General features: G+C 73.5%; 22 protein-coding genes. 11 read left to right on the top strand and 11 right to left on the bottom strand.

Annotation, left to right across the window (positions count from 1 at the left end; all coding sequences use genetic code 11):
• Positions 1-22: 22 nt before the first annotated feature.
• Positions 23-1,897, bottom strand: a complete 1,875-nt coding sequence (locus tag ACQP17_RS29030; protein ID WP_433858928.1) for a gamma-glutamyltransferase family protein — start codon at positions 1,895-1,897, stop codon at positions 23-25.
• Between the two features lie 152 nt (positions 1,898-2,049).
• Between ACQP17_RS29030 and ACQP17_RS29025 the strand changes: the two genes are divergently transcribed.
• Positions 2,050-2,814 (top strand): SIR2 family NAD-dependent protein deacylase, encoded by a 765-nt coding sequence (locus ACQP17_RS29025; RefSeq protein ID WP_433858927.1) that lies wholly within the window; start codon positions 2,050-2,052, stop codon positions 2,812-2,814.
• Between the two features lie 13 nt (positions 2,815-2,827).
• On the opposite strand, the gene ACQP17_RS29020 is transcribed toward ACQP17_RS29025, so the two are convergent.
• Complete coding sequence (locus ACQP17_RS29020) at positions 2,828-4,003, bottom strand: protein-L-isoaspartate(D-aspartate) O-methyltransferase (protein WP_433858926.1); 1,176 nt, start codon at positions 4,001-4,003, stop codon at positions 2,828-2,830.
• Positions 4,004-4,740: 737 nt separating this feature from the next.
• Here ACQP17_RS29020 and ACQP17_RS29015 point away from each other — a divergent pair.
• The 3 genes from ACQP17_RS29015 to ACQP17_RS29005 are packed head-to-tail and all read left to right on the top strand — an operon-like array spanning position 4,741 to position 6,036.
• A complete protein-coding gene (locus ACQP17_RS29015) occupies positions 4,741-5,583 on the top strand; it encodes a Scr1 family TA system antitoxin-like transcriptional regulator (protein WP_433858925.1) in 843 nt (280 codons plus the stop codon).
• Positions 5,580-5,789 (top strand): DUF397 domain-containing protein, encoded by a 210-nt coding sequence (locus tag ACQP17_RS29010; protein ID WP_433858924.1) that lies wholly within the window; start codon positions 5,580-5,582, stop codon positions 5,787-5,789. Before ACQP17_RS29015 ends, ACQP17_RS29010 begins: the two co-directional genes overlap by 4 nt.
• A gap of 37 nt (positions 5,790-5,826) precedes the next feature.
• A complete protein-coding gene (locus tag ACQP17_RS29005) occupies positions 5,827-6,036 on the top strand; it encodes a DUF397 domain-containing protein (RefSeq protein WP_433858923.1) in 210 nt (69 codons plus the stop codon).
• Positions 6,037-6,111: 75 nt separating this feature from the next.
• Here the strand turns inward: ACQP17_RS29005 and ACQP17_RS29000 are convergent, their stop codons facing one another.
• The 3 genes from ACQP17_RS29000 to hydA all read right to left on the bottom strand — a co-directional run bounded on the left by ACQP17_RS29000 (position 6,112) and on the right by hydA (position 10,209).
• Positions 6,112-7,668 (bottom strand): NCS1 family nucleobase:cation symporter-1, encoded by a 1,557-nt coding sequence (locus ACQP17_RS29000; RefSeq protein WP_433858922.1) that lies wholly within the window; start codon positions 7,666-7,668, stop codon positions 6,112-6,114.
• Positions 7,669-7,790: 122 nt separating this feature from the next.
• A complete protein-coding gene (locus ACQP17_RS28995) occupies positions 7,791-8,789 on the bottom strand; it encodes a TIGR03842 family LLM class F420-dependent oxidoreductase (protein ID WP_433858921.1) in 999 nt (332 codons plus the stop codon).
• Positions 8,790-8,799: 10 nt separating this feature from the next.
• Positions 8,800-10,209, bottom strand: a complete 1,410-nt coding sequence (hydA, locus tag ACQP17_RS28990; protein WP_433858920.1) for a dihydropyrimidinase — start codon at positions 10,207-10,209, stop codon at positions 8,800-8,802.
• Between the two features lie 371 nt (positions 10,210-10,580).
• Here hydA and ACQP17_RS28985 point away from each other — a divergent pair, with 371 nt between their 5' ends.
• Complete coding sequence (locus ACQP17_RS28985) at positions 10,581-11,465, top strand: ABC transporter substrate-binding protein (protein ID WP_433858919.1); 885 nt, start codon at positions 10,581-10,583, stop codon at positions 11,463-11,465.
• A gap of 108 nt (positions 11,466-11,573) precedes the next feature.
• On the opposite strand, the gene ACQP17_RS28980 is transcribed toward ACQP17_RS28985, so the two are convergent.
• Both ACQP17_RS28980 and ACQP17_RS28975 read right to left on the bottom strand, forming a co-directional pair.
• Positions 11,574-12,896 carry an aspartate aminotransferase family protein gene (locus ACQP17_RS28980; RefSeq protein ID WP_433858918.1) on the bottom strand — a complete coding sequence of 441 codons (1,323 nt, stop codon included), beginning with the start codon at positions 12,894-12,896 and terminating at the stop codon, positions 11,574-11,576.
• A complete protein-coding gene (locus tag ACQP17_RS28975) occupies positions 12,893-13,735 on the bottom strand; it encodes a nitrilase-related carbon-nitrogen hydrolase (protein WP_364879793.1) in 843 nt (280 codons plus the stop codon). Before ACQP17_RS28975 ends, ACQP17_RS28980 begins: the two co-directional genes overlap by 4 nt.
• A gap of 183 nt (positions 13,736-13,918) precedes the next feature.
• On the opposite strand from ACQP17_RS28975, the gene ACQP17_RS28970 reads away from it, so the two are divergent.
• From ACQP17_RS28970 to ACQP17_RS28960, 3 genes are all read left to right on the top strand, one after another.
• Positions 13,919-14,350 (top strand): MarR family winged helix-turn-helix transcriptional regulator, encoded by a 432-nt coding sequence (locus ACQP17_RS28970; protein WP_433858917.1) that lies wholly within the window; start codon positions 13,919-13,921, stop codon positions 14,348-14,350.
• Positions 14,347-15,831 (top strand): MFS transporter, encoded by a 1,485-nt coding sequence (locus ACQP17_RS28965; protein WP_433858916.1) that lies wholly within the window; start codon positions 14,347-14,349, stop codon positions 15,829-15,831. The genes ACQP17_RS28970 and ACQP17_RS28965 overlap by 4 nt, the downstream gene beginning before the upstream one ends.
• 95 nt (positions 15,832-15,926) lie before the next feature.
• The gene (locus tag ACQP17_RS28960; RefSeq protein ID WP_433858915.1) at positions 15,927-16,481 is read left to right on the top strand and encodes an isochorismatase family protein; all 555 of its coding nucleotides are present in this window, start codon (positions 15,927-15,929) and stop codon (positions 16,479-16,481) included.
• Positions 16,482-16,484: 3 nt separating this feature from the next.
• On the opposite strand, the gene ACQP17_RS28955 is transcribed toward ACQP17_RS28960, so the two are convergent.
• Both ACQP17_RS28955 and ggt read right to left on the bottom strand, forming a co-directional pair.
• Positions 16,485-17,972 (bottom strand): amidase, encoded by a 1,488-nt coding sequence (locus tag ACQP17_RS28955; RefSeq protein ID WP_433858914.1) that lies wholly within the window; start codon positions 17,970-17,972, stop codon positions 16,485-16,487.
• A 193-nt stretch (positions 17,973-18,165) separates the two neighbouring features.
• Complete coding sequence (ggt, locus tag ACQP17_RS28950) at positions 18,166-19,995, bottom strand: gamma-glutamyltransferase (protein WP_433858913.1); 1,830 nt, start codon at positions 19,993-19,995, stop codon at positions 18,166-18,168.
• A 248-nt stretch (positions 19,996-20,243) separates the two neighbouring features.
• Here ggt and ACQP17_RS28945 point away from each other — a divergent pair, with 248 nt between their 5' ends.
• Together ACQP17_RS28945 and ACQP17_RS28940 are read left to right on the top strand one after the other, a co-directional pair.
• On the top strand, positions 20,244-20,987 hold the full coding sequence (locus tag ACQP17_RS28945; protein WP_433858912.1) for a hypothetical protein: 744 nt from the start codon (positions 20,244-20,246) through the stop codon (positions 20,985-20,987).
• Positions 20,988-21,057: 70 nt separating this feature from the next.
• A complete protein-coding gene (locus ACQP17_RS28940) occupies positions 21,058-22,158 on the top strand; it encodes a calcium:proton antiporter (RefSeq protein WP_433858911.1) in 1,101 nt (366 codons plus the stop codon).
• 30 nt (positions 22,159-22,188) lie between these two features.
• Here the strand turns inward: ACQP17_RS28940 and ACQP17_RS28935 are convergent, their stop codons facing one another.
• Positions 22,189-24,090 (bottom strand): APC family permease, encoded by a 1,902-nt coding sequence (locus ACQP17_RS28935; RefSeq protein ID WP_433860033.1) that lies wholly within the window; start codon positions 24,088-24,090, stop codon positions 22,189-22,191.
• 267 nt (positions 24,091-24,357) lie between these two features.
• Between ACQP17_RS28935 and ACQP17_RS28930 the strand changes: the two genes are divergently transcribed.
• Positions 24,358-25,152, top strand: coding sequence for a polysaccharide deacetylase family protein (locus ACQP17_RS28930; RefSeq protein ID WP_433858910.1), 795 nt, complete (start codon positions 24,358-24,360; stop codon positions 25,150-25,152).
• A 347-nt stretch (positions 25,153-25,499) separates the two neighbouring features.
• Here ACQP17_RS28930 and ACQP17_RS28925 read toward each other — a convergent pair whose 3' ends face one another.
• Positions 25,500-26,237: an SDR family NAD(P)-dependent oxidoreductase gene (locus tag ACQP17_RS28925; RefSeq protein ID WP_433858909.1), complete on the bottom strand. Its 738-nt coding sequence runs from the start codon at positions 26,235-26,237 to the stop codon at positions 25,500-25,502.
• Between the last annotated feature and the right edge of the window lie 17 nt (positions 26,238-26,254).

Here is a 26,254-nt window from a genome sequence, read left to right as displayed (position 1 = left end):
CCGGCCGCGGCCGCGGGCCGCCTCAGCGCCCGGCCGCGTACCCCTGCATCCCCCGCGGATTCGCCCCCGCGGACAGCACCCCGCTCTCCGGATCCCGGGCCACGGCGCACAGCCGCCCCTCGGACCAGTCGTCACCCACCGTGACGCGGTGACCGCGCCGCCGCAGCTCGTCGAGGGTCTCCCGGCCGATCCGGGACTCCACGGTCACGCTCCCCGGCCGCATCCCGCGGGGGAAGAAGGAGCCGGGGAAGGAGTCCTGGTGCCAGTTCGGGGCGTCGATGGCGCCCTGCAGATCGAGGCCGCCGCGGACCGCCCCGCGCAACGCCACCGCCAGGAAGAAGTGGACCTGCCACTGGTCCTGCTGATCGCCCCCGGGCGTCCCGAACGCCATCACCGGGACCCCGTCGCGCAGCGCCAGGGACGGGGTGAGGGTGGTGCGGGGGCGGCGGCCGGGGGTGAGGGAGTTCGGCAGGCCCTCCTCCAGCCAGGCCATCTGGAGCCGGGTGCCGAGCGGGAAGCCGAGCCCCGGGACGACGGGGTTGGACTGGAGCCAGCCGCCGGAGGGGGTGGCGGAGACGAGGTTGCCCCAGCGGTCGACGACGTCGAGGTGGCAGGTGTCGCCGCGCGTGGCGCCGTTCCGGTCGATCTCCGGGGCGCCATCCGCGGGCACCGGGCCGGCCGCGGCCCCCGTGGACCCCCCGCCGGTCCCGTCGCCCCCGACGGTCGGCTCGCCCGCTCCGCTGCCGCCGTGCGCCGCGCCGAGGCCGTCCGTGCCCGCCGCGGCCGCCACCGCGTGCCGGCTCAGCCGCGGGGTGCGGCCGTCCGGACTGCCGGGCCGCAGCTCGTACGAGGCCCGCTCGCCGACGAGGGCCCGGCGCGCGGCGTTGTAGTCCTCGCCGAGGAGGGTGTCGAGCGGCACGTCGTGGGCATCGCCGTACCAGGCCTCGCGGTCGGCCATCGCCAGCTTGCCGCCCTCGATGAGCAGATGGACGTACTCGGGGCTGCCGTAGGCGGGCAACTCCGGTGGCAGCAGCGCGAGTTGCTGGAGGAAGACGGGGCCCTGGGACCAGCCGCCCGCCTTGGCGACGGTCCAGCCGTTCCAGTCGTGGGTGACCGGTGCTTCGTAGGTGGCGGCGAAGGCGGCCAGGTCGTCGCCGGTGAGGGTGCCCGCGTGGCGTTCCCCGGAGGTGTCCATGGCCGGGTGGGCCGCGAAGCCGGCGAGTGCCTCGCCGATGAACCCCTCACGCCAGATGCGGCGGGCGGCGTCGAGCTGCGCCTCGCGGCCGGCCGACGCGGCCTCCGCCTCCGCGATCAGCCGCCGCCAGGTGGCCGCCAGCGGACGGTTCCTGAGCAGCCGGCCGGGTGCGACGGACCTCCCACCGGGGAGGTAGATCTCGGCGGAGGAGGTCCACTCCGTCTCGAAGAGCGCACGGACCGTCTCCACGGCCGCGCCGATCCGCTCGACGGCGGGATGGCCGTGTTCGGCGTACCCGATGGCGTACCGCAGCACCTCGGCGAGGGACTTGGTGCCGTGGTCGCGCAGCAGCAGCATCCACGCGTCGAAGGCGCCGGGGACCGCGGCGGCCAGCGGCCCGGTGCCGGGGACCAGGTCGAGGCCGAGGGCGGTGTAGTGCGCCACGCTCGCACCGGCCGGCGCCGGGCCCTGCCCGCACAGCACCCGCACCGGCCCGCCGGCGGGCGCCAGGAGGATCGGCACCTCGCCCGCCGGCCCGTTCAGATGCGGCTCCACGACGTGCAGCACGAACCCCGCGGCCACCGCCGCGTCGAACGCGTTGCCGCCGTCCTCCAGAACGGCCATCGCGGACTGCGACGCCAGCCAGTGCGTGGTGGAGGCCATCCCGAAGGTGCCTTGGAGGGTCGGACGGGTGGTGAACACGGTGACTCCTCCGGTGTGGGTGGGACGCCATCACCGTACGGCGACACGGCAGCACTGCGCACCGGCCCTGCCGCCCCGGGCTTCCAGAACGCCTCGCCCACCTCCTGCGAACCCACTCGCCCCACCCGCACCCGCTGCGTACCCTCGGCCCCATGACCGGCACCGATGTGTCCCCCGACCAGTCGCCCCGCCGCCCCCTCGTCGCCCTCCTCACCGGGGCGGGGATCTCGACCGACTCCGGGATCCCCGACTACCGCGGGCCGAACGGGCTGTGGCGGCGGGACCCGGAGGCGGAGAAGCTCGTCACCTACGACGCGTACATGGGCGATCCGGAGATCCGGCGGCGGTCGTGGCGGATGCGGCAGGAGAGCCCGGCGTTCCGGGCGCGGCCGAACGCCGGGCACGAGGCGGTGGCCCGGCTGGAGCGGTCCGGGACGCCGGTGCGGGTGATCACGCAGAACGTGGACGGCCTGCACCAGCTCGCGGGCGTGCCCGCGCGCAAGGTCCTCGAACTGCACGGCACCGTACGGGCGGTGGTCTGCACCGGCTGCGATGCGCGGTCGTCCATGGCGGAGGCCCTGGACCGGGTGGCCGCGGGTGAGCCCGATCCGGCGTGTCGGGTGTGCGGCGGGATCCTGAAGTCGGCGACGGTGATGTTCGGCCAGCGGCTGGATCCGCAGGTGCTCGGTACGGCCCTGAGCGTGGCGAAGGCGGCCGACGTCTTCCTCGCCGTCGGCAGCACGCTCCAGGTCCAGCCCGCCGCCGCGCTCGCCGGGGTGGCGGCCGACCACGGCGCCCGGCTGATCATCGTCAACGCCGAGCCGACCCCCTACGACGACCGCGCCGACGAGGTCGTCCGGGAACCGATCGGCACGGCCCTGCCGAGACTGCTGGCGGGGCTGACGGCGGGCCGTTGAGGCCCCTGCGGTCTCACAGGGCCCAGGAGTCGGCCGGATCGTCCAGCCACACCCTTTCGCCGTCGGCGGTCACGGTCAGACCGAACCGCGAATGGCCCGGACGGCCATGACTGTCCCACCACCGGAACGCCGCCTCCGCTTCATCCCACAGCCGGCGGGGGCCGGACTGCCAGACGCGCGCGCTGTCCCCGTCGCGGAACATGCAGCATGCCCAGGACCGGTCACTGAGGCTGTAGAACCAGACCGGCAGCGCGCCCTCGCGCTTGGTCGCCACGAGGTACGAGCACCGGCGGATGCGGAGGCCCATGGCGAACCGCTCCGGCCCGAATTGTGCCCCGACGAAGTCCGCTTCGGTGAGCGTCGTGGCGGACTCGACGCCGTCCGCCACGCTCCCCGTGACGTACTCGGAGTGGGGCCGGGGGACGAACCGTTGGGACCGGAGCTTCATGAACTCCACGGGGCCGGTGAACCTGCCGGACGCACTGGCGCCGTCGGGCGCGACCACCAGCCGGGCCACCGCGTCGGCGTTGCTGTAATGCGTCCCCCAGGGGGCGACGAGGACGCCGCCCGGCCGGCACTGCTCCACCCACGCGAACGGGAGGGAACGGAGCCCGCACGTGGCGATGACCCGGTCATACGGCGCCCCGTCCGGATGCCCCTGGAACCCGTCACCGTGGACGACGCGCAGGGGTACTCCCCAGCGCTCGACGGTCGCCGTCGCGGACGTGGCCACCGCCCGGTCCACCTCCATCGTGGTCACGTAGCCCGGCCCCGCACGGTGGGCCATGAGCAACGCGTTCCAGGCCGTGGCGGTACCGATTTCCAGCACCTTGTGGCCGGGCTGAAGGGCCAGGTCCTGGAGCATCCGGAACACGACCGACGGCATGGACGCGGAGCTGGTCGGAACGCGGCCCGGTGCGGTGCCGGTGTGCTTGCCGTCGTCCCACTGCGTGACGATCGGCACGTCGGAGTCCGCGAACTCCTGCCACTTGGCGGGGTCGTCCGCTCTGGAAACGGCCACGCTCCGGCCCGCCGCCATGTCGAACGGCCACATGAGTTCCGGCAGGACGGTGGAACGCGGCACGGCCGCGTACGAGGGAGCCCAGTCGGAGGAAAGAGCCCCGGAAGACATGAGGGCACGCCCCGGCCCGTCAAGGGCGGGGCGCTCCTTCGGTGCGTTGGTGGTCATCGGTTCAGGCGGCCTTCGGCGGGTTGGGGGCGCCGGGTCCGCCGTCGGGGGACGGCGGCTGATGCGGGCCCGGGTACGGCTCCCCCGGGAGCTTGTCGCCACCGTCGTGCGAAAGGACCATGTTCACGATTCCTCCGGTGTGCTCTCATCGATGGTTGTCCGTGCTGGGGACCGCGCGCCCGCCTCCACGGGTACGCCGTCGTGTCGGGGGTGGCGCCGGAGCAGCACGCGACAGTCCACGGCACGGCTCCGGTCCCCGGTCTCCTCGGCCGCCGCCAACTCCTGTTCCAGGGCATGGCACTTCGGGCAGCTCACCTCACCCCCCTGCCGTGCGGGTGACCCGCGATCACCCCGTCAAGGCTCCGGACCTCCAGCGAACGGCCCGCCCGCCGGGCCACCTCCCGCTGCCGGCCGCAGGACTCGCACACGGTGCACCCGGGAACCGGCACGGGCTCCAGCGCCGAGCCGGCCCACACGGCGGCCGGTTCCCCGCGCTCACGGGCACTCATCGCACACCCTCCGCCAGGTCACCGGGCGAAGCCCCAACTGTTCGCTCAGCCATCCGAACTCCTCACTCTGTGCGTCTGGTTGGTGACCAGAGTGGGGTAAAAATCGCTACGGTGGGAGAGAACCAGCGCCCAACCTGGGCATTGGGCAGGCTGGCACATGCGCATGCCGTTGACCGGCTTGGATGCCGGCGCCACCACGAGTGACCACGTCAATGGTCAGGGGGAGTTATGGGCTCCAATGGAGAGGAACCAGGAGACGCCGGAGGCGCATACGACCCACGTCGACAGTTCGCCGAGGAGTGCCGGAGCGCGAGGGAGTTGCACCCGGACGGGCCGCTGAACCAGACACAACTGGCGAAACTGGTCCGCACGTCGAAGAGCACCATCAGCCGCGTGGAAACATGCCTGGGGCCGATCCCTCCGGACCTCCCGGCCCGGCTGGACCAGGTCTTCTCGACAGACGGATTGTTCAAGCGGCTGTACGAGGAAATCACCGCCCAGTCGTTCCCGGTGCATTCCCGAAGGCGAATCGAGCTGGAGCCAAAGGCGGTCAGCATCTCCGCATGGTCACCCACGGTGGTGCCGGGACTCCTTCAAACGGCGCCATACGCGCGGGCTCTTCTCCGGGAGGGCGACCCGCGCGCCAGTGACGACGAGGTGGCCACTCTGGTCCGAGCGCGAATGGCGAGACAGGAAGTACTGAAGGGCACTTCCCCGCCGGACTTCTCCGTGGTCATCTGCGAGTCGGTGCTTCGACGGAACGTCGGCGGCCCGAACGTGATGCGGGAACAGCTCTCCGCGTTGCTCGCCCACGGCACCCGGCGGACCACCGTGCTACAGGTGATGCCTTTATCTGGGGAGACCCACGGGCTCATGGACGGTTCCATGTCCATTCTGACCACCCCGGACGACCCGCCCGTGATCTACACCGAGGGCGTCAGATCAGGAACGATCATCGATGATCCCTCCACGGTGCGGCTGCTCTCCCGGTCTTACGATGTACTCACCGCTTCAGCCCTCTCGCGTGACGCGTCAGCCCGGATGATCCGACAGCTTATGGAGGCATCGTGACCCCCCTGATACACCCGTGGGTCAAGTCCAGCCACAGCAGCCAAGACGGCGGCGACTGCGTGGAGTGGTCCCCGGCGCACGCAGACGCCCACGGCACCGTTCCCATCCGGGACAGCAAGGACCCCAACGGACCGGCCCTGACCTTCCAGCCGAACGCATGGTCAGCGTTCATCACTGACGTACGGGCGGGGAACTTCACCGCGTAGGCGCGTACCTGGATGATCCGACAGCTATGGAGGCATCGTGACCCCCCTGCTACACCCGTGGGTCAAGTCCAGCTACAGCAGCCAAGACGGCGGTAACTGCGTGGAGTGGTCCCCGGCGCACGCAGACGCCCACGGCACCGTTCCCATCCGGGACAGCAAGGACCCCAACGGACCGGCCCTGACCTTCCAGCCGAACGCATGGTCAGCGTTCATCACTGACGTACGGGCGGGGAACTTCACCGCGTAGGCGCGTACGCCGACATGGGAACGGCCTCCTCCTGGATGCCCAGGAGGAGGCCTCCGTGCGCCCGGTGGGACAGGGTCAGAGCGCCCGGCCCCCGCGCCCGGACGCCGTAGTCATGAGCAGCGTGTAGAGGGCCAAGGCGGTGCACAGGCCGACCGCCCAGCCGTAGTCGGCCAGGGGTTTGAGGAGGGGGATCAGGCCGTCGGTGGGGAAAGGGCCCTTGCCGGGGTGGGAGTAGGAGCCGCCGATGGCGAGCAGGCCGCCGGCGGTGAAGGCGAGGACGGCGCGCCAGTTCCAGCCGGCGGCGTACCAGTAGCGGCCGCCGGGGCGGTAGAGGTCGGTGAGGTCGAGGACGGTGCGGCGGATGATCCAGTAGTCGGCGATGAGGATGCCGGCGACCGTGCCGAGCAGTCCGCCGACCACGCCGAGCCAGGTGAAGATGTACAGCTCGGGCGTGGCGGTGAGCTTCCACGGCAGGATGACCACGCCGACCACGCCGGTGATCAGCGCGCCCCGGCGGAAGGTGATGAGCTTCGGCGCCAGATGAGCCAGGTCGTAGGCGGGCGAGACCACGTTGGCGGCGATGTTGACGGAGATCGTCGCGATCAGGACCGTGACCAGCGCGAAGAGCAGGCCGAAGACGCTGTCGGACTTCCCGGCCAGGGCGACCGGGTCCCAGATCGGCGCCCCGTACACCGCCTGTGAGCCGGAGGTGACCAGGACGGAGAGCAGGGCGAACGCCGTCATCGTGGTCGGCAGGCCCAGGGACTGTCCCCAGACCTGGGCCCGCTGGCCGGCGCCGAAGCGGGTGAAGTCGGGGATGTTGAGGGACAGGGTGGCCCAGAAACCGATCATGCCCATGAGGGCGGGGAAGAAGACCTTCCAGAAGTCGTGGCCCCAGCCCAGTGCGCTCGGCTGGTCCAGGAGCGGACCGAAGCCGCCCGCCTGGTACGCCACCCAGCCCAGCAGTGCCAGCGCGCCGACGAGGACGAAGGGCGCGGCCCAGTTCTCGAAGCGGCGCAGGGTCTCCATGCCCCGGTGGATGATGGCGAGTTCGACGGCCCAGAAGGCCAGGAAGCAGAGCCACAGGGTCCAGGGGTAGCCGCCGATGGTGGCCGCCTCCGCCCAGCCGCCGCCGAAGATCTTGCCCAGCAGGACGTAGATGCCCTGGCCGCCGATCCAGGTCTGGATGCCGAACCAGCAGCAGGCCACGGCGGCGCGCACCAGCGCGGGCAGGTTGGCGCCGCGCAGCCCGAACGAGGCCCGGGCCAGGACGGGGAACGGGATGCCGTACTTGGGTCCCGCGTGCCCGGTGAGCAGCATCGGGACCAGGACGACGACATTGGCCAGGGCGATGGTCAGGACCGCCTGGAGCCAGTCCATGCCGAGTGCGACCAGACCGGAGGCGAGCGTCCAGGAGGGGATGTTGTGGGCCATGCCGACCCACAGGGCGGTGAAGTTGTAGGTGGTCCAGCGGCGTTCGGCCAGGGGGACGGGCCGCAGGTCGTCGTTGACGTAGCGGCCGTGCGGGGCGATGGCGCCCGGTGCCGGTTCGACCCGGCCGTCCGGGGCGGTGCGCTGCCCGGGCGGCGCCAGGGGGAGGTCCGGCGGCACGGGTGCGGGGGTCGCGGGCATACGGGGGCCTTTCGTCCGGGTACGGGCCGCCGGCTGCCGGGCGGTGGGACGGGGCGGCGGCCCGCGGGGGATGGTCCCGCGGGCCCCGGCCCCGCCGCACGATGCCGCGCCCCGGCGCCCGTTCAGGCGAACGCGGGGATCAGCTCTGTTCCGTAGGCGTCGATGGTGGATTCCTTGGCGTCGTGCATGGCGTAGAGCGCGAACTGGTCGACGCCCAGCGCCTTGAGCTGCTCCAGCCGCTCACGGTGCGCGGCGACCGGGCCGAGCAGGCAGAAGCGGTCGATGACGGCGTCCGGGACGAAGTCGGCGTGTGGGCTGCCGGCCCGGCCGTGCTGGGCGTAGTCGTAGCCCTCACGGGCCTTGATGTACTCGGTCAGCTCCTCCGGGACCAGGCCGGAGCGGTCGCCGTAGCGTGCGACGAGGTCGGCGACGTGGTTGCCGACCATGCCGCCGAACCAGCGGCACTGCGCGCGGGCGTGGTCGAGGTCGTCGCCCACGTAGGCGGGGGCGGCGACGCAGATGGTGACCTCGGCCGGGTCGCGTCCGGCGTCCGCCGCGGCCTGCCGGACGGCCTTGACCATCCACTCGGTGAGGAAGGGGTCGGCGAGCTGGAGGATGAAGCCGTCGGCCAGTTCGCCCGCCATCGCCAGGGCCTTGGGGCCGTAGGCGCCCATCCAGACCGGCAGCTTGCCGTCGCGGACCCAGGGGATCTGGACCCGGTGGCCGCCGACGTCCGCCGCCCGGCCCTCGGCGAGATCGCGGATGACGCCGATCGCCTCGCCCAGCCGGGCCAGGGTGTTGGGCGGCCGCCCGGCCACCCGCATCGCGGAGTCGCCGCGGCCGATGCCGCAGACGGTGCGGTTGCCGTACATCTCGTTGAGGGTGGCGAAGGTGGAGGCGGTGACCTCGGGGGTGCGGGTGGAGGGGTTGGTGACCATCGGGCCGACGATCAGCCGCTCGGTGTGGTCCAGGATGCGGCTGTAGATGACGAACGGCTCCTGCCACAGGACGGCGGAGTCGAAGGTCCAGCCGTAGCGGAAGCCGTTGCGCTCGGCCCGGCGCATCAGGGAGACGACGGCGGAAGCGGGCGGGTCGGCCTGCAGAACGAGTCCGAAATCCACGGCGGGCTCCTTAGATGAGGTACTGGCAGGTGCCGCGCGGGATGTACTGGCCGTGCCCCGCGTGCCCGGTGAACTCGCGGCGTTCGATGACGAGTTCGCCCCGGGAGAGGACCGTCTCGACACGGCCGGTGAGCCGCTTGCCCTCGTACGGCGAGTAGTCGACGTTCATGTGGTGGGTCTCGGCGGAGAGGGTCTGCTCGGCGGTGGGGTCGTAGAGGACGATGTCGGCGTCGGCGCCGGGGGCGATGGTGCCCTTCTTCGGGTACAGGCCGAACATCCGCGCCGGGGTGGCGCAGGCGATCTCGATCCAGCGCCGGCGGCTGATCCGGCCCTCCACGACACCCTGGTGGAGGAGGTCCATCCGGTTCTCCACCCCGGGCATCCCGTTGGGGATCTTGGAGAAGTCGCCGCGGCCCAGCTCCTTCTGCCCCTGGAAGCAGAAGGGGCAGTGGTCGGTGGAGACCACCTGGAGGTCGTTGGTGCGCAGCCCGCGCCACAGCGCCGCCTGGTGCTCACGGGGCCGCAGGGGCGTGGAGCAGACGTATTTGGCGCCCTCGAAGTCCGGCTCGGCGAGGTTGTCGGTGGACAGGAACAGATACTGCGGGCAGGTCTCGCCGAAGACGTTCAGCCCCTTGTCGCGGGCCTGGGCGATCTCGGCGAGGGCCTCCTCGGCGGAGACGTGGACGACATAGAGCGGGGCGCCGGCCACCCGCGCCAGCTGGATGGTGCGGTGGGTGGCCTCGGCCTCCAGGAGGACCCGGCGGACCTCGCCGTGGTAGCGCGGGTCGGTCTTCCCCTCGGCCAGCGCCTGTTCGACCAGGACGTCGATGGCGATGCCGTTCTCGGCGTGCATCATCACCAGCCCGCCGTTGTCGGCCGAGCGCTGCATGGCCCGCAGGATCTGCCCGTCGTCGCTGTAGAAGACACCGGGGTAGGCGGTGAACAGCTTGAAGGAGGTGACGCCCTCCGCGACCAGGAGGTCCAGCTCCTTGAGGGTGTGCTCGTTGACGTCCGAGAGGATCATGTGGAACGCGTAGTCGATGGCGCATTGTGCGTCGGACTTGGCGTGCCAGGTGTCCAGGCCGTCGCGCAGGGACTTGCCGCGCGACTGCACCGCGAAGTCGATGAGGGTGGTGGTGCCGCCCCAGGCCGCGGCGCGGGTGCCGGTCTCGAAGGTGTCGGAGGAGAAGGTCCCGCCGAAGGGGAAGTCCAGGTGGGTGTGGGCGTCGACGCCGCCCGGAATGACATATTTGCCGGTGGCGTCGAGGACCCGGTCCGCCGCCCCCGCCCAGCTCTCCGCGCCGGGGCAGCCGTGTGCGGCGAGGGCCGCGATCCGGCCCTCCTCCACCAGGACATCGGCGTGGATCTCATCGGCGGCGGTGATCACCAGACCGCCCCGGATGAGCGTACGTCCCACCATCCCTGCTCCCTTCGCATCAGCGACATCCGTGTGGCACCGGAAGGCGGAGCCCGACGCGCACCGTCCCCTCGGCAGGTCCGCTCCGCTGACGCCACGTCACCACCGGTCTACACCCGTAGATTCCGGCCGAGAGGGAGACCGTAGAAGCATGTCACCCACGGTGGCAATACCGTGACCGTGAATCAGTGGAGACCCGTCGTGTTGCGCCCACGATCAGCTGGACGGTTGAACGCGGGCCGGGGCGGGGGTGCGCACGGCGGGGCCGGAGGGGTGCGGGGGTGGCCCGGTGGGCAGATATCCGCCGACGCGGGCGGGGACCCTCGCGGGCGGGCGCTGCGGCACCCGGCGGACGACGCGGAAGGCGGCAGGTCATGGACCGGAGCACACCGTGGGAGTTCTCCGACGACCGGGGGCGCCTCGCGGTGGCCGGGGAGCGTCCGTACCGGATCGTGGCGTACATACAGGCGGGGGCGACGCTGTGGGACCACGGGATACGGCCCGTGGGGCTGTTCGGGTCCCCGCACGACGGCGCCGCCCCCGACCCCGCCAAGAGCGGGGAGCTGCCGCTCGGCGAGATCGACTACCTCGGCGCGGGCGACGCACTGCACCCGGACGCCCTGCTGGCGGCCGAGCCGGATCTGGTGGTGGCGGTGACCTACGACGGCGAGCAGGTCTACGGGCTGGAGCAGAAGACGGCGCTGGAGCTGGAGGCGCAGGTCCCGCTCGCCACGGTCGCGGTGGGCCCCGGCCGCAGCCTTGCCGAGGTGCGCGCACGGTTCGCGGCGCTCGCCGGCTCGCTCGGACGGGGCGAACCCCTGGGCGCGGCACGCGAGTTGGACGCGGCGGAGGACGCCCTGCGGCAGGCGGCCGGCGGCGCGGTACGGCCGCGGGTGCTGGCGCTGTCGCCCGCCGGACCCGAGCGGGTGCATCTGGCGCGGCCCGGCTCGTGGCCGGAGCTGCGGGCGCTGGCCGAACACGGTGTGGGGCTGCTGGAGCCGGCGGCCGGGCCCGGGCTGAACTGGTCCACGGTCGGGTGGGCGGACGCCGCGGCGATGGCGCCGGACGTCGTGCTGATGGACGTGCGGGGCAACGCGGCCCGGCCCGGGGAGCTGCGGACCGACGAGCACTGGCGCGCGATCGAGGCCCGGGCCCGGCTGCTGCCGTGGAACCCGGAGGCCCCGTGCAGCCGGCGGGCGCACACCCGCTTCTTCACCCTGGTGGCCGAGACGGTCCGGGAGGCGGCGACCCGGGCATAGTCCGTGCGCGCGGCCGCGCGCACGGCGGTGGCAGCTGCCGCGCCCCGGCTCGACGGCCGGCGCCGGAGCGGGGAGTCCCGCCCCGGCCGCGTCCGCCGGAAGCACGCCCTAGGACGGCGTCAGCATCCCCTGCGCCGCCTGGAGGGCGTCCGCGAGCAGTGCCGCGCCCTCTTCCGCCTCGGCGACGGTCAGCGTCATCGGGGGCGCGATGCGCAGCGAGGCGCCGCCCTGGCCGCCCTTGCCGACCAGCAGACCGCGCTCCCGGGCGGCCTCGACGACGAGTGACGCGGCCTCGGGCGCGCGCTCGTCGGTGCCGGGGCGGACGAGTTCGATGCCGATCATCAGGCCGCGACCGCGCACCTCCCGTACGACGCCGAGGCCCGCGGTCACCGCCCGCAGCCGTTCGATGAGCAGCCCGCCGACCCGCCGCGCGTTGCCCTGGAGGTCGTGTTCGAGGAGGTAGTTGAGGTTGGCGAGGCCCGCGGCCATGGTGACGGGGCTGCCGCCGAAGGTGGAGATGGAGTTCGCGCCGAGCGAGTTCATCACCTCGGCCCGGGCCACCACGCCGCCGATGGCCATGCCGTTGCCGATGCCCTTGGCGAAGGTGAGCAGGTCCGGCGGGCCGTTCTCGGCGTGCGCCTGCCAGCCCCAGAAGTGGTCGCCGGTGCGGCCCCAGCCGGTCTGCACCTCGTCGCTGATCCAGAGGATTCCGTGCCGGGCGAGCACCTCGCGGAAGGCGGCGTAGAGGCCGTCCGGCGGCATGGTGAACCCGCCGACGCCCTGGACCGGTTCGGCGATCAGTGCGGCGACGCCGCCCGCGGTCTGCTGGAGCATGTCCTCCAGGTCGGCGACGCAGGCCGCGGTGTACTCGGTGTCGCTCAGCGCGGCGTACGGGCCGCGGCTGCGCACCCCGCCGTGCACATAGAGGGCCTGGAGCGGCGAGAGGCTGGTCGGCGACCAGCTCTGGTTGCCGGTGATGCCGACGGTGGAGAAGGAGCGGCCGTGGTAACTGTTGCGCATCGCCAGGATCTGGTTGGAGCGGCGGTGCGTGGTGGCCAGCAGCAGCGCCGCGTCGTTGGCCTCGGTGCCGGAGGTGGTGAAGAAGACCCGGGCGTCGGGGATGCCGGACAGCGCCACGATCCGCTCGGCCAGATCGACCATGGGGCGCGAGAGGTAGAGCGTCGAGGTGTGGATGATGCGGCCGGCCTGCTCGCTGACGGCCTTGGTCACCTCGGGCAGCGCATGGGCCGTCATCGTGGTGAGGATGCCGCCGAAGAAATCGAGGTAGCGGTTGCCGTCGGCGTCCCAGACGTGCCGGCCCTCGCCGTGGGTGAGTTCGAGCGGCCGCTCGTAGTAGAGGCTGAGCCAAGAGGGCAGGACGGCCTGGTGGCGGGCGTGCAGGCCGGCCGGCTCGTGGGGCTGCCGGGTCACGGCTGCACCAGCCCGTCATAGGCGTCGGGGCGGCGGTCGCGGTAGAAGGCCCACTGCTGGCGGACCTCGTCGATCAGGGAGAAGTCGAGGTCGCGGACGACCAGTTCCTCCTTGGTGTCGCTGGCGGGTTCACCGACGAACTGTCCCCGGGGGTCGACGAAGTAGCTGGTGCCGTAGAAGTCGTTGTCGCCGTACTCCTCGACGCCGACCCGGTTGATGGCCGCGATGAAGTACTCGTTGGCGACCGCCGCCGCGGGCTGTTCCAGCTGCCACAGGTAGGCGGACAGGCCGCGGGATGTGGCGGAGGGGTTGTACACCAGCTGGGCGCCGTTGAGGCCCAGCTGCCGCCAGCCCTCCGGGAAGTGGCGGTCGTAGCAGATGTAGACGCCGACCTTGCCGACGGCGGTGTCGAAGACCGGCCAGCCGATGTTGCCCGGCTTGAAGTAGTACTTCTCCCAGAAGCCCTTGACCTGCGGGATGTGGTGCTTGCGATAGGCGCCCAGGAAGGTGCCGTCGGCGTCGATGACGGCGGCGGTGTTGTAGTAGAAGCCGGACTGTTCGACCTCGAAGACGGGGACGACGACGACCATGCCGGTCTCGCGGGCCAGGTCCTGCATCCGCCGGACGGTCGGGCCGTCGGGCACCGGCTCGGCCCAGCGGTAGTGCTCGGGCTCCTGCACCTGGCAGAAGTACGGAGCGTTGAAGACCTCCTGGAAGCCGATCACCTTCGCGCCCTGCGCGGCCGCCGCCCTGGCGTACTCCTCATGCTTCGCGATCATCGATTCGGTGTCGCCGGTCCAGGTGGCCTGGACCAGTGCGGCACGCACAACATCGGCCATGAGCTGCTCCTTTGTCGATGCGTCAGCCTGCAGCCCGCGCGGGGATCTACGCGTGTGGAGGCGACCGTAAGCCCCGTCACGCACCGTGGCAAGACCATCTCCCCTGTGGCGCGCCCGTGCGCCTCCCCGGAATATCGACAGGCAAGCTTGCAAGTTTGGCTGTCGATATCCTACGGTGGAGGCATGCCGGAAAAGGACCACGAACACCTCGCGACGGAGCTGGGCGCCGCCGTCGCCCTGCTCATGCGGCAGATGCGCATCGCCTCGCCGCACGGCGAGCTCAGCCCCACCCAGCGCGCGGCGATCGGCCGCATCGATGCCGACGGCGAGACCACCATCGCCGCCCTGGCCCGTGCCGAGCGGGTCCGTCCGCAGTCCATGCGGCTGACCGTCGGATCACTGGAGGAACGCGGGATCCTCGCCCGCCGCCCCCATCCGACGGACGGCCGCCAGGTCGTCTTCTCGCTCACCGAGGAGGGCCGCCGGATTCTCGCCCTCGTCCGGCAGGCCAAGCACAACTGGCTGGCGGTGGCCATCGCCGACCGGCTGACGCCCGAGGAACAGCGGACCCTGGCGACGGCCACCGTGCTGATGCGGCGGCTGATGCCGGAATGAACGAGGTCCCCGCCCCCGCACGGAGCGGCGTGGCAGCGGGAGCGGCCCTGCCGTCCGCGCGCGTCGCCCCGCCCCGGGAGACCGGCGCGCCGCCCGCCGGCTCCGGTCCCGCCTTCGGCGCCCGGCTGCTGGCGCCCCTGCTGCTCGGCTCGCTGCTGAACCCCATCAACTCGACGATGATCGCCACCGCGCTGGTGGCCATCGGCCGGGACTTCCACGTCGGCGCCGCCGACACCGCCTGGCTGATCTCCGCGATGTACCTCGCCAGCGCGGTGGGACAGCCGTGGATGGGGCGGCTCGCCGACCGCGTCGGGCCGCGCCGGGTGTTCCTGGCCGGTGCGGTGACCGTCTGCGTGGGGGGCGTCATCGGGGCGTGCGCGCCCGGCTTCGCGCTGCTGGTCGTCTCACGGGTGGTGCTCGGGATCGGTACCGCGGCGGCCTACCCCGCCGCGATGGCGGTGCTGCGCGCCGAGTCGGCGCGGACCGGCCTGCCCACCCCCCGCCGGGTGCTCGGCCGGCTCTCCCTCGCCGCGATGAGCAGCGCGGCCATCGGCCCCACCCTGGGCGGACTGCTGGCCGCGACGGCGGGGTGGCGCGCGGTGTTCGCGGTGAACGTGCCGCTCGCGCTGCTCGCCCTGCTCGGCGCCCTCCGCTGGCTCCCGGCCGACCGGAAGGAGGCCCGGCCGGGAGGCGGCCGGGCCGGCTCCTCCTCCCTCGACCCGCTGGGCATGCTCCTGTTCGCCGCGGCGCTGACCTGCGCCATGGTCTTCCTGCTGCGGCTGCAGGACCCGCAGTGGCTGCTGCTGGCGCCGGCCGGGCTGCTCTCGGGCGTCCTGGTGTGGTGGCAGCTGCGCCATCCGGCGCCCTTCATCGACCTGCGGATGCTCGCCCGCAACGGCGCGCTGGTGCGCACCTATCTGCGCCACGGCCTGGCCTACCTCGTCATGTACAGCGTGCTGTACGGCTTCAGCCAGTGGCTGGAGCAGGCGCACGGCGCGTCGTCCTTCCAGGCCGGGCTGATCATGCTGCCGCTGTCGCTGGCCGCCGCGGCCTTCTCCCTCGTGGGCGCCCGGACGCGGGGCATCCGCGGCCCGCTGGCCTTCGCCGCGCTCTCCCTCGCCCTGGGCGGCGGGGTCCTGCTCCTGCTGCACGGCGCCAGCCCGCTGATCGTCCTGCTCGGCGCCGGGGTGCTCTTCGGCATACCGCAGGGCCTGTCCTCGACGGGCAACCAGGCCGCCGTCTACGCCCAGGCACCGGCCGACGGCGTGGGTGCGGCCGCCGGGCTCCAGCGCACCGCCCAGTACATCGGCGCGATCACCGCGTCCGGCCTCATCGGGGTGCTGTACGGGCAGCGTGCGACGGACTCCGGACTGCACGAGATCGCCCTGATCGGCGTCGTGCTCGGCCTGCTGCTGCTCGCCCTGACCCTCGCCGACCGCGGCCTGCGGCCCGGCACCTCCCGGACCGGGACCGGCGGCTGAATCCGGCCATCGGTCCCCCGGCCACAACGGCCACCACAACCACCTCCGCCAAACACGTCATAGCGTCACCATCCGTCACCACCCAAGGAGCACCCGTGCCCGCCACCACCCTCGATGCCACGTCCGCCCTGATACTGGTCGACCTCCAGCGGGGCATCGCCGGCCTGCCCTGCGTCCCGGTGCCCGCCGCCGAGGTCATCGGGCGCGGCGCCCGGCTGGCCGCCGCCTTCCGGGCCCGCCGGCTGCCCGTCGTCCTGGTGAACGTCACCGGCGGGGCGCCGGGCCGCACCCAGTCCCCGCGGCCGGGCGGCACGCCGCCCGCCGACTGGGCCGAGCTGGTCCCCGAACTCGACCGGCAGGACGGCGACATCCTCGTCACCAAGCAGCAGTGGGGCGCCTTCCACGGCACGAACCTGGACCTGGAGCTGCGCCGGCGCGGGGTCACCCACGTCGTGCTCGCCGGCATCGCGACCAGCATCGGCGTCGAGTCCACCGCCCGGGCCGCGCACGAGCACGGCTACCACGTCACCATCGCCACCGACGCGGTGACCGACCTGGACCCCGAGGCGCACCGCAACAGCCTGGAGCGGATCTTCCCGCGGCTCGGCGAGACCGACACGGCCGAGGCGATCCGGGCGCTGCTCGGCTGAGGCTCAGCGCGGCAGGCCGTCGAGCGGCGCCGGGTGGCCGGGCGGGCGCCGCTCGTGCCAGCGCAGCGCGTCCTCCAGCTGGGCGGCCAGCGAGATCAGCAGGGGCTCCGCGTGGGCCGGGCCGAGCAGCTGGGCCCCCAGCGGCAGACCGCCGGCGCTGAATCCCGCGGGCACGCTCACACCGGGCCAGCCCAGGACGTTCCACGGCCAGGCGTACGGGCAGGCAGCGATCATGGCCTGATCCGTACGCCAGCCGCTGAGCTTGGCGAGGGTGCCGATGCGCGGGGGCGGAGTGGCGGTGGTCGGCGTCAGCAGGACGTCGTAGGGGCCGAACAGCGCGCCGATGCGGGTCTGTTGGCGCCGTTCGGCGGCGCGCGCCCGGCGCAGCACGGGGCCGCCCAGCAGCCGGCCCATCCGCGCCGCCCCCCGCGTCCGGCGGTCCAGCAGGGCGCGGTCGGGGACCCGGTCCGCCCACTCCCCCACACCGGCCGTGGCGCGCGGCACGAAGGCGAGCCCGACCAGCCCGTAGTCCGGTTCGGCCTCCTCGACGAGGTGCCCCAGGCCCGACAGGGTGTGGGCGAGCCCGGTGACCGCGGCCCGCACGTCGGGGTGCAGCGGCTTGCGGGTGAAGGTGAGGGGCGCCTTCCAGGACAGTGCGATCCGCAGCCGGCCCGGGTCGCGGCCGGCCGCCTCACGGGCCGCGATGGCGGGCGGCCGGTGCAGATCGCCCTCGTGGTTGCCGCTGGCCACGTCCAGCAGCAGCGCCGCGTCCCCGACCGTACGGGCCAGCGGTCCGATGCCGGTGATGCCCTGGAAGGACTCGGGGTCGGGCCAGGTGGAGATGCGGCCGCGCTGGGGTTTGATGCCGACCAGATGGGACCAGGCGGCGGGGATGCGGACCGAGCCGGCGCCGTCGGTGCCGAGGGCCGCGGGCACCAGCCCGGCCGCGACCGCCGCGGCCGAGCCGCCCGACGAGCCGCCCGGGGTGTGGGCGAGGTTCCAGGGGTTGCAGGTGTTGCCGAAGGCCGGGCCCTCGGTGAACGGCCACTGCCCCAGTTCGCAGGCGTTGGTCTTGCCGACGATGATCGCGCCGGCCGCGCGCAGCCGCCGGACGACCTCGGCGTCCTGCTCCTTGGGCGGGAACTCACCGGCGCAGCCGAAGGCGGTCGGCTCGCCCGCCACATCGGTGTCGTCCTTGACCGCGACCGGCACCCCGAGCAGCGGCAGCCGCTCCCCGGCCGCCAGCCTGCGGTCGGCCTCCGCGGCCTCGGCCTGCGCCGCCTCCCCGCGCACCCGCCGGAAGGCGTTGACCGTGCCCTGGGTGGCCGCGATGCGCTCCAGCGCGCGCCGGACCAGCGCGGTCGAGGTCACCCGCCCCTCGGCCAGCGCCCGCGCCTGTTCGGCGAGGCCCTCCAACTCCCCGGCCGGTGCGCCGGTGTGCCGGGCCGGGGCCGTCCCGGTCTCGCTGTCCTGGCTCTCGTCAACGCTCACGCTGCGTGCCCTCCCTGGGACCGCTCATTCGAACGAACGGTCCCAGGAGGCTAATCGCCACCTCGATCACCATCAACGGTGCCGCGCGGGGCGGCACATCGACGACACACGGACGGCACACAGCGGCCGGCTGTACCTGCGGTGTGTCGTCCGGAATACGCCGCTCGGGACCGTGGACCGGACGCCGGCGCCGTCACCGCGGGTCGACGACCATGGCCGCCCCGCCGCCGCGCCGTACCTTCTCGGCCGCGGCCAGCCAGCGGCCGTCCGGCAGCCGCTGGACGCCGGTGGCCGCCCCGATCTCCGGGTTCTGCGTGAAGGCGTGGCCGAGCGCTTCGAGTTGGGTGCGCAGCGGGCTGTTCCACAGGGCGGGTTCGAGGTCGGTGCGTGCCGCGTTGCGCTGGCTGGCGCGCGGCGCGGCGATGGCCTCGGCCAGGGGCATCCCCCGGTCGAAGTGGTTGACCAGGGTCTGCAGCACGGTGGTGATGATGGTCGCGCCGCCGGGCGAGCCGAGCGCCACCACCGGCCGGCCGTGCCGCAGCACGATCGTCGGCGAGATGGACGAGCGCGGCCGCTTGCCGGGGCCGGGAAGGTTGGGGTCACGGACCGCCGGGTCGGCGGGCGCGAAGGAGAAATCGGTGAGTTCGTTGTTGAGCAGGAAGCCGCGGCCGGGGACGACGATGCCGCTGCCGCCGGTCTGTTCGATGGTCAGGGTGTAGGCGACGACATCGCCCCACTTGTCGGCGACGGTCAGATGGGTGGTGTTCTGCCCCTCGTACGTCGTCGGGGCGGCCTGGCCCGCGCTGCCGCAGGGCGTCGGGTGGCGCGGGTCGCCGGGCGCCAGCGGGCTGGTCAGGGCCTTGTCGTCGCGGATCAGGCAGGCCCGGGAGTCGGCGAACCGCTGCGAGGTGAGGCCCCTGGTCGGTACGTCCACCTGCGCCGGGTCGCCGACCCAGCGGCCGCGGTCGGCGAAGGCGATCCGGCTCGCCTCCAGGTACCGGTGCAGAAACTGCCGCTCGCTCAGGTGGGAGAGGTCGCTCCGCTCCAGGATGTTGAGCGCCTCGGCGACGGTGGTGCCGCCGGAGGAGGACGGCGCCATGCCGTAGACGTCGAGGCCGCGGTAGCGGGTGTGGGTCGGCGCCTGCTGCAGGGCCCGGTAGGCGCGCAGATCGGCGGTGGTCAGCCGGCCGGGCCGCACCCTGCGGGTGGAGCCGGGGCGGACCGGCGGTGTCCGTACGGTCCGGACGAGGTCGCGGCCCAGTGCACCGTCGTAGAGCGCGCCGACGCCCTTGGCCGCCAACTCCCCGTAGGTGCGCGCCAGATCCGGGTTCTTCAGGGTCGAGCCCACGGCCGGCAGCTTGCCGCCGGGCAGGAAGAGGCGGGCGGTCGCCGGGAAGTCCCGGAAGCGCGCCTCGTTGTCGGCGGTCTGCCGGCGGAAGGTCGCATCGACGGTGAACCCGTCGGTGGCCAGCTTGCGGGCCGGGCCCAGCACCTGGCCCAGGGACCGGGTGCCCCAGGCGCGCAGGGCGGTGGCCCAGGTGGCGGGGGTGCCCGGGGTGCCGACGCCCAGCCCGCTGGTGACGGCCTGGTCGAAGGGGAGCGGTGCGCCGTTCTCCAGGAAGAGGTCCGGGCCGGCCGAGCGCGGGGCCCTCTCGCGGCCGTCGAGGGTGCGTATCGCGTGCGACCGGGCGTCGTAGGACACGAGGTAGCCGCCGCCACCGATGCCGGCGGAGTAGGGCTCGGTGACCCCGAGGGCGGCGGCGGTGGCGACCGCGGCGTCCACGGCGTTGCCGCCCGCCCTGAGCACCGCGATGCCGGCGGCGGAGGCGTCCGCGTCGACGCTGGAGACGGCGCCGCCGTAGCCGACGGCGACCGGGGCCTTCCGCGGTGCGGTGGCGGGGTCCGGGGCCGCGCGGCCGGGGTGCGGGGCCGCTGCTGACCCGGCCGCGGCCGGTATCGCCACCAGGGAGCCGGCCAGCGCGGCGGCCGCTCCCAGGACGGTCAGGCGTCGGACTCTGGTCATACCGGGTTCCTCCAGGGGCCTGTGAGGGGCGGCAAGCGGCCGGAGCCTACTCGTGCGCACCCCGCCCCGACAGGGGTGCGGCGGGGGCGGTACGCCCATGGCCGTACGGCCCGGCCGCCACGATGACGTACGCCTCGGCTGCCCGTTTGCGTACGGATCCCGGTAGGCCCGCACGGACCGGGACAAGCCGCCCCGGCGGCCCTCCCGCCCTCGAACACCCACCCGGACTGCCGCTACGCTCCCCGGCCATGGACGACACCCTGCAGCTCCTGACCACCGCGGCCGTGGCCCTCGCGGTGGGCCTGGCCGCCGGCTGGGCCGTGCGGTCGGCGGCGGTCGGCCGCAAGCTGACCCGTGAACAGGCCTTCTTCGGGCTGCCGGACGGCTCGGAGTGCGTCCTGGTCACGCACCGGGACAGCTCCTCGGCCCACTGGAGCATCCCGCGCCATGACGCGCTGGCGCTGCTGGGGCTGGCCGCGGTGGTCGAGAACTGCGGCGCGCACCCGGAGATCGCGCCGCACGACACCGGGCTCCAGGGCTTCGGCGCCCGCACCGAGTTCTGTGTCGGCGACCCGACCGCGCACCGCAGGCTGGCGGCCCATCTGTCCAGTCTGCTGCCGGGGATCGCGGTGCATCCGGGGGACGAATCCGGTGGGGGCCGCGGCACCTTCACCATCGGCGGCTCGGCGTACCGGCCGGAGCCCGGAGCCGTCGAGTATGTGCTGCTGGCCCGGCTGCGGGCCGGTGAGGGGGACCGGCCGGTGTTCCTGGCGGCCGGCCAGCGCCCGGTCACCCACCGGGCCGCGGTCCGCCATCTGGTCCGCAACCGGGCCCGGCTGGCCCGCAAGCACGGCGCCGAGGGCCAGTTCTGTCTGCTGCTGAAGGTGGTCAACTCGCAGGCGTACGGGCCCGATGTCGTCGAGCTGGTCGCCGATGTCACCAAGGCCGCGACCACGGCCGCGGAGCCGAAGGGGCACCGGGCGGCGGCCTGAGCGCGCCGCGCGGTGGTCCGGCGCGCCGTCCGAGGGGCAGCCGCCGGGCCGGTCTGCGAGGCTCGGAGGCATGATCGCCGGTATCCGTTCGTCCCTTCTGCGCTGGAACGTCGCCCTCCCGGTACTGGCCGTGGTGCTGCTGGCGCTGACCTGGGGCGTGGCGCTGCCGGTGTGGCTGGTGGTGCTGGTGTCGTGCTTCCTGGCCGGGGCGGTGCTGGCCGCGGTGCACCACGCGGAGGTGATCGCGCACCGCGTGGGTGAGCCGTTCGGGTCGCTGGTGCTGGCGGTCGCGGTGACCGTCATCGAAGTGGCGCTGATCGTCACCCTGATGGCCGACGGCGGCGTCAAGAGCGCCGGACTGGCCCGGGACACCGTCTTCGCGGCCGTGATGATCACCTGCAACGGCATCGTCGGACTGTCGCTGCTGGTCGGCTCGCTGAAGCGCCGGGTAGCCGTCTTCAACGCCGAGGGCACGGGCGCGGCGCTGGCGACGGTCGCCACTGTGGCCGGGCTGAGCCTGGTCCTGCCGACGTTCACCACCAGCACGCCGGGGCCGCGGTTCTCCGCTCCGCAGCTGGCGTTCGCGGCGCTGGCCGCACTGATCCTCTACGGCCTGTTCGTGGCCACCCAGACGGTCCGGCACCGGGACTACTTCTTGCCGGTGACCAGCTCCGGCGAGGTGATCGAGGGGGCCGACCACGCCGATCCGCCGCCCGCCCGGGCCGCACTGGCCAGCCTCGGGCTGCTGGCCCTGGCGCTGATCGCGGTGGTCGGTCTGGCCAAGGCGGTGTCCCCCACCATCGAGTCGGGGGTGGCCGCGGCCGGGCTGCCGTCGTCCGCCGTGGGCATCGTGATCGCCCTGCTGGTGCTGCTGCCGGAGACCCTCGCGGCGGTCCGCGCGGCGCACCGCGACCGGGTCCAGACCAGCCTGAATCTGGCCCTCGGCTCGGCGATGGCCAGCATCGGGCTGACCATCCCCGCGGTCGCGCTGGCCACCGTCTGGCTGCCGGTCCCCCTGGTCCTGGGGCTGGGCGCGAGCCATATGGTGCTGCTCGCGCTGACCGTGGTCGTCGGCACCCTCACGGTCGTCCCGGGCCGGGCCACCCCGTTGCAGGGCGGCGTCCATCTGGCCCTGCTGGCCGCCTACATCGTGCTGGCCGTCAGCCCGTGAGGCACTCCGGTCGCCCCGCCCGGAAGGCCGCTACCGGTCGCCGGGCTCCCCGCCCGACAGCCGGTAGGGCACGTTGATCACGGTCACCCCGGGGCTGAACAGCAGCCGGGCCCGCAGCCGCAGCGCGCTCTGGTTGTGCAGCGGCTGCTCCCACCAGCGGCTGACGAGGTGTTCGGGCAGCACGACCGTGACCGCGCCGCCCGGGTGCCGCCGGCAGACGTCCTGGACGTGGTCGAGCACCGGCCGGGTGTAGTCGCGGTAGGGCGAGCTGAGCACCTGGAGCGGTACGTCGATGTCGTGGGCGTCCCACTGCGCGTGCAGCGCGCGCACCTCGTCCGGATCGACCGCGACGGTCAGCGCGTCCAGGGTGGTCGGACGCATCGCCCGGGCGTAGCCGAGGGCCTTGAGCGCGGGTGCGTCCAGGGCGTTGACCAGCACCATCACATAGCTGCCCGCCGGCTCCCAGGGCCGGGTGCCGGGCGCGGCCGCCAGCTCCCGCCCGACCCGCCGGTAGTGCCGGTGCACCGCGCGCATGCCGGTGAACAGCAGCGGCATGGCGATCACCACGATCCACGCGCCGTGCACGAACTTGGTGAGCAGGACGATGACCAGGACCGCGCCGGTGAGCACCGCACCGCACGCGTTGATCGCCTGGGAGCGCCGGTGGTGGTGCCGTTCGCGCCGCGGCAGCCCCGGTTGTGCCAGTGCGGTGCGCCAGTGCCGGACCATGCCGGTCTGGGAGAGCGTGAAGGAGACGAAGACGCCGATGATGTAGAGCTGGATGAGCCGGGTGAGTTGCGCGTCGAACACCACGATCAGCCCGATCGCGGCCAGCGCGAGCAGGATGATGCCGTTGGAGAACACCAGCCGGTCGCCGCGGTTGCGCAGTTGCCGGGGCAGATAGCGGTCCGAGGCGAGGATCGACGCCAGCATCGGGAAGCCGTTGAAGGCCGTGTTGGCGGCGAGGATCAGCACCCCGGCCGTGAAGGCCTGCAGCAGGTAGAAGAGGGTGTCGGCGCCGCCGAAGCTGGTGCGGGCGATCTGGGCGAGCGCGGTGGGCATCGTGGCGTCCGGCGGCAGCCCCAGGTCGGTGGGCCGCGCGGCGACATGGACGTCGTAGCGCATCGCCAGGACGGTGATCCCGCTGAACATGGTGACGGAGAAGAAGCCCATGATCAGCAACGTGGTGGCGGCGTTGCGGCTCTTGGGTCTGCGGAAGGCGGGCACGCCGTTGCTGATCGCCTCGACACCGGTCAGCGCGGTGCAGCCGGAGGCGAACGCCCGCATCCCCAGCAGGACCAGCGCCAGCCCGGTGTAGCCCGCCTCGGCGTGCAGTGGCAGGCCCGCGGACTCGGCGCGGAGGGTCGCGCCGGTGGCCGTCCGTACGGCCGCGTACCCGAACATCAGGTAGACGAAGAAGACGAATCCGTAGGTGGGGACGGCGAAGACGCGCCCCGACTCCCGTACGCCGCGCAGATTCATCAGGGCCAGCAGCGCCACGAACCCCACGGACAGCGCCACGTCGTGGCCGCCCAGCGACGGGATCGCGGAGGTGATCGCGGCGACGCCGGACACCACGGACACCGCGACGGTCAGCACGTAGTCCACCAGCAGGGCGCTCGCCGCGGTCAGCGCGGCGTTCCGCCCGAGGTTGCGCGCGCTGACGAGGTAGGCGCCGCCACCCCCGGGATAGGCGTAACAGGTCTGCCGGTAGGAGGCCACGACGACCACCAGCACCAGCACGATGGCGGCCGCCGCGTACCAGGTCAAGGAGAGCAGGGCGACCCCGCCCAGGCCCGTCACCAGCAGGATCTCCTCGGTGGCGTAGGCGACCGAGGACAGCGGGTCGCTGCAGAAGATCGGGAGCGCGAGCCGCTTGGGCAGCAGCGTCTCGCCGAGCCGCGCACTGTCCAGCGGACGGCCCACCATCATCCGCTTCGGCCGGGAGAAGAGGCTCACAGTGGGACAAGCTAGGGGCCGCCCGGCGAGGGTCCGGGGAGGCTCGCGGAGCCGTGCCCGGCGCGGCCACCCCGCCGGCGAAGGGCGTCCCGGCCGGTCCGGCCGTGCGGGCCGATCGGGTAGCGAACCCGCCCGTCGCGGTGTCGCTCCCGCCGCCCCCGAGGGCCGCGTGAGAGCACGTGAGGGGTGACATCCGACGAGCACACAAGAGGCCGGCGGGGGTGGTGCAAGGCCGCGCTCGTGCTCGGTGCGCTCTCCGCCGGCCGGCTGCTGCTCCCGTCCGGTGCCCCGGAGAGCGGCGGCCCTCCCACGCCGCGTGCCGCCGGCGCCGGACCCCGCTCGGGCGCCGGGCGACCCGCCGCGGAGGGCGGCCCGGACGGCTACCGGCTGCGGCCGATGGCCGGCGAGACCTCCCGCTCCGGCCCGGGCGCCTCGCCGCCGCACCCCGAGGTCGCGTGCACGCTGTCCGCCGGCCACCGGGAGGTCTTCCTCACCTTCGACGACGGGCCGCACCCCCGCCACACCCCCGAGATCCTGCGGATCCTGCGCCGCCACGGCGCCCGCGCCACGTTCTTCGTCCTCGGTGAGAACGCCGTCGCCTTCCCCGGGCTGTTGCAGATCATCGCCGACGAGGGGCACGCCGTCGGCAACCACACCTGGAGCCATCCGCAGCTCACCACGCTGCCGCCGGGCGCCGTCCGCAGCGAACTCGGCCGCACCAGCAGCCTGATCGAGGACGTCCTGGGCAGCGCCCCAGACCTGGCCCGCGCCCCGTACGGCGCGTGGGACGACCCGTCGCTGAGCATCTGCAACGACCTGGGCATGTCGCCGGTCGGCTGGGCCGTCGACTCGCGGGACTGGACGACTCCCGGCGCGGTGGCCATCACCGACACCGTCCTGGACGAGGTCCGTCCCGGCGCGATCGTCCTGTCGCACGACGGCGGCGGCGAGCGCGCCCAGACCGTGCGGGCGCTGGAGTGGTATCTGCCACGTCTGCTGGACGACGGCTTCCGTCCGCTGCGTATCGAGCCGTGACGCCCGGCCCCCGACGGCGCCCGCACGGGGCGGAGTTCCACGCCGGACGGTGCCGCCCCGCCCCTCGCGGACGGCTGGCGGCGCGGGGTGAGAGCCGTCACCCGGGATGCCGGAAGCTCTCCCCATGGTTTATCGTTCAATTGGAAGCGGGGCCGCACGACGGTGCCCGAGGGCCCTTCCTCCGGGAGGCCGGCCCGCCACCACGCGGCAGGAACGCCGACAGCCGCCGGCACCCCGCCCCCTTGAACCGCCCCGGCCGAATTCCCCCGTTCGGCCGGGGCTTCCCCTTTCCCGGCAGGTCCCGGCGGCGGCGACCTGCCCCGGGCGATCCGTCCCTGCGGCCGCGGTCAGCGCAGATACGACGCCCCGTTGACGTCCAGCACCGCCCCCGAGACCCAGACGGCCTCCGGCGAGGCGAGGTAGTGCACGGCGGACGCGACCTCCTGCGGCGAGGCGACCCGGCCGAACGGGCTCTGCTGCCGCACCTCGTCCGTCAGCCGGTCCTCGACCCGCTCCGTCGCGACGAAGCCGGGCGCCACGGAGGCCACGCCGATGCCGTACGGCGCCAGATGGACCGCCAGCGATTGGCCCATCGCGTGCAGCGCCGCCTTCGACGCGCCGTACGCCGGGTGGTCCGGCTCCCCACGGAACGCGCCCCGCGAGCCGATGTTGACGATCCGCCCGCTCACCTCGCGCTCGATCATGTTCCGCGCCGCGCAGTGCGTCAGATGCGCCGCCCCCAGCAGATTCACGTCCACCAGCCGCCGCCAGACCCGCTGCCACTCCTCGAAGGACGTACGGTCCAGCGGATGCGGCTCGTTGGCCGCCGCGTTGTTGACGAGCACATCGACGCCGCCCAGCCCGTCGACGGCCGCCTCGACGAGCGCCGCCGCCCCCTCCGGTGTGCCCACGTCCCCCTGCACCAGGACGTGCCCGCCGCCCGCCAGTCCCGCGAACGCCTCCTCGGCCGCCTCCCGCCGCGAGGCGTAATGCAGCGCGACCCGGTCCCCGTGCGCCGCGAAGATCTCCGCGACCGCCCGGCCGATCCCCCGCGAGGCCCCGCTCACCAGTACCGCCCGGCTCATCGCACGGCCCCCGCCCG

Origin of the sequence: Streptomyces kronopolitis (genome assembly GCF_050953795.1) — a bacterium.
GTDB classification, from domain to species: Bacteria; Actinomycetota; Actinomycetes; order Streptomycetales; family Streptomycetaceae; genus Streptomyces; species Streptomyces kronopolitis_A.
The sequence above is the reverse complement of the archived record's forward strand: the minus strand, read 5'-3'. Positions and strand labels throughout refer to the sequence as shown.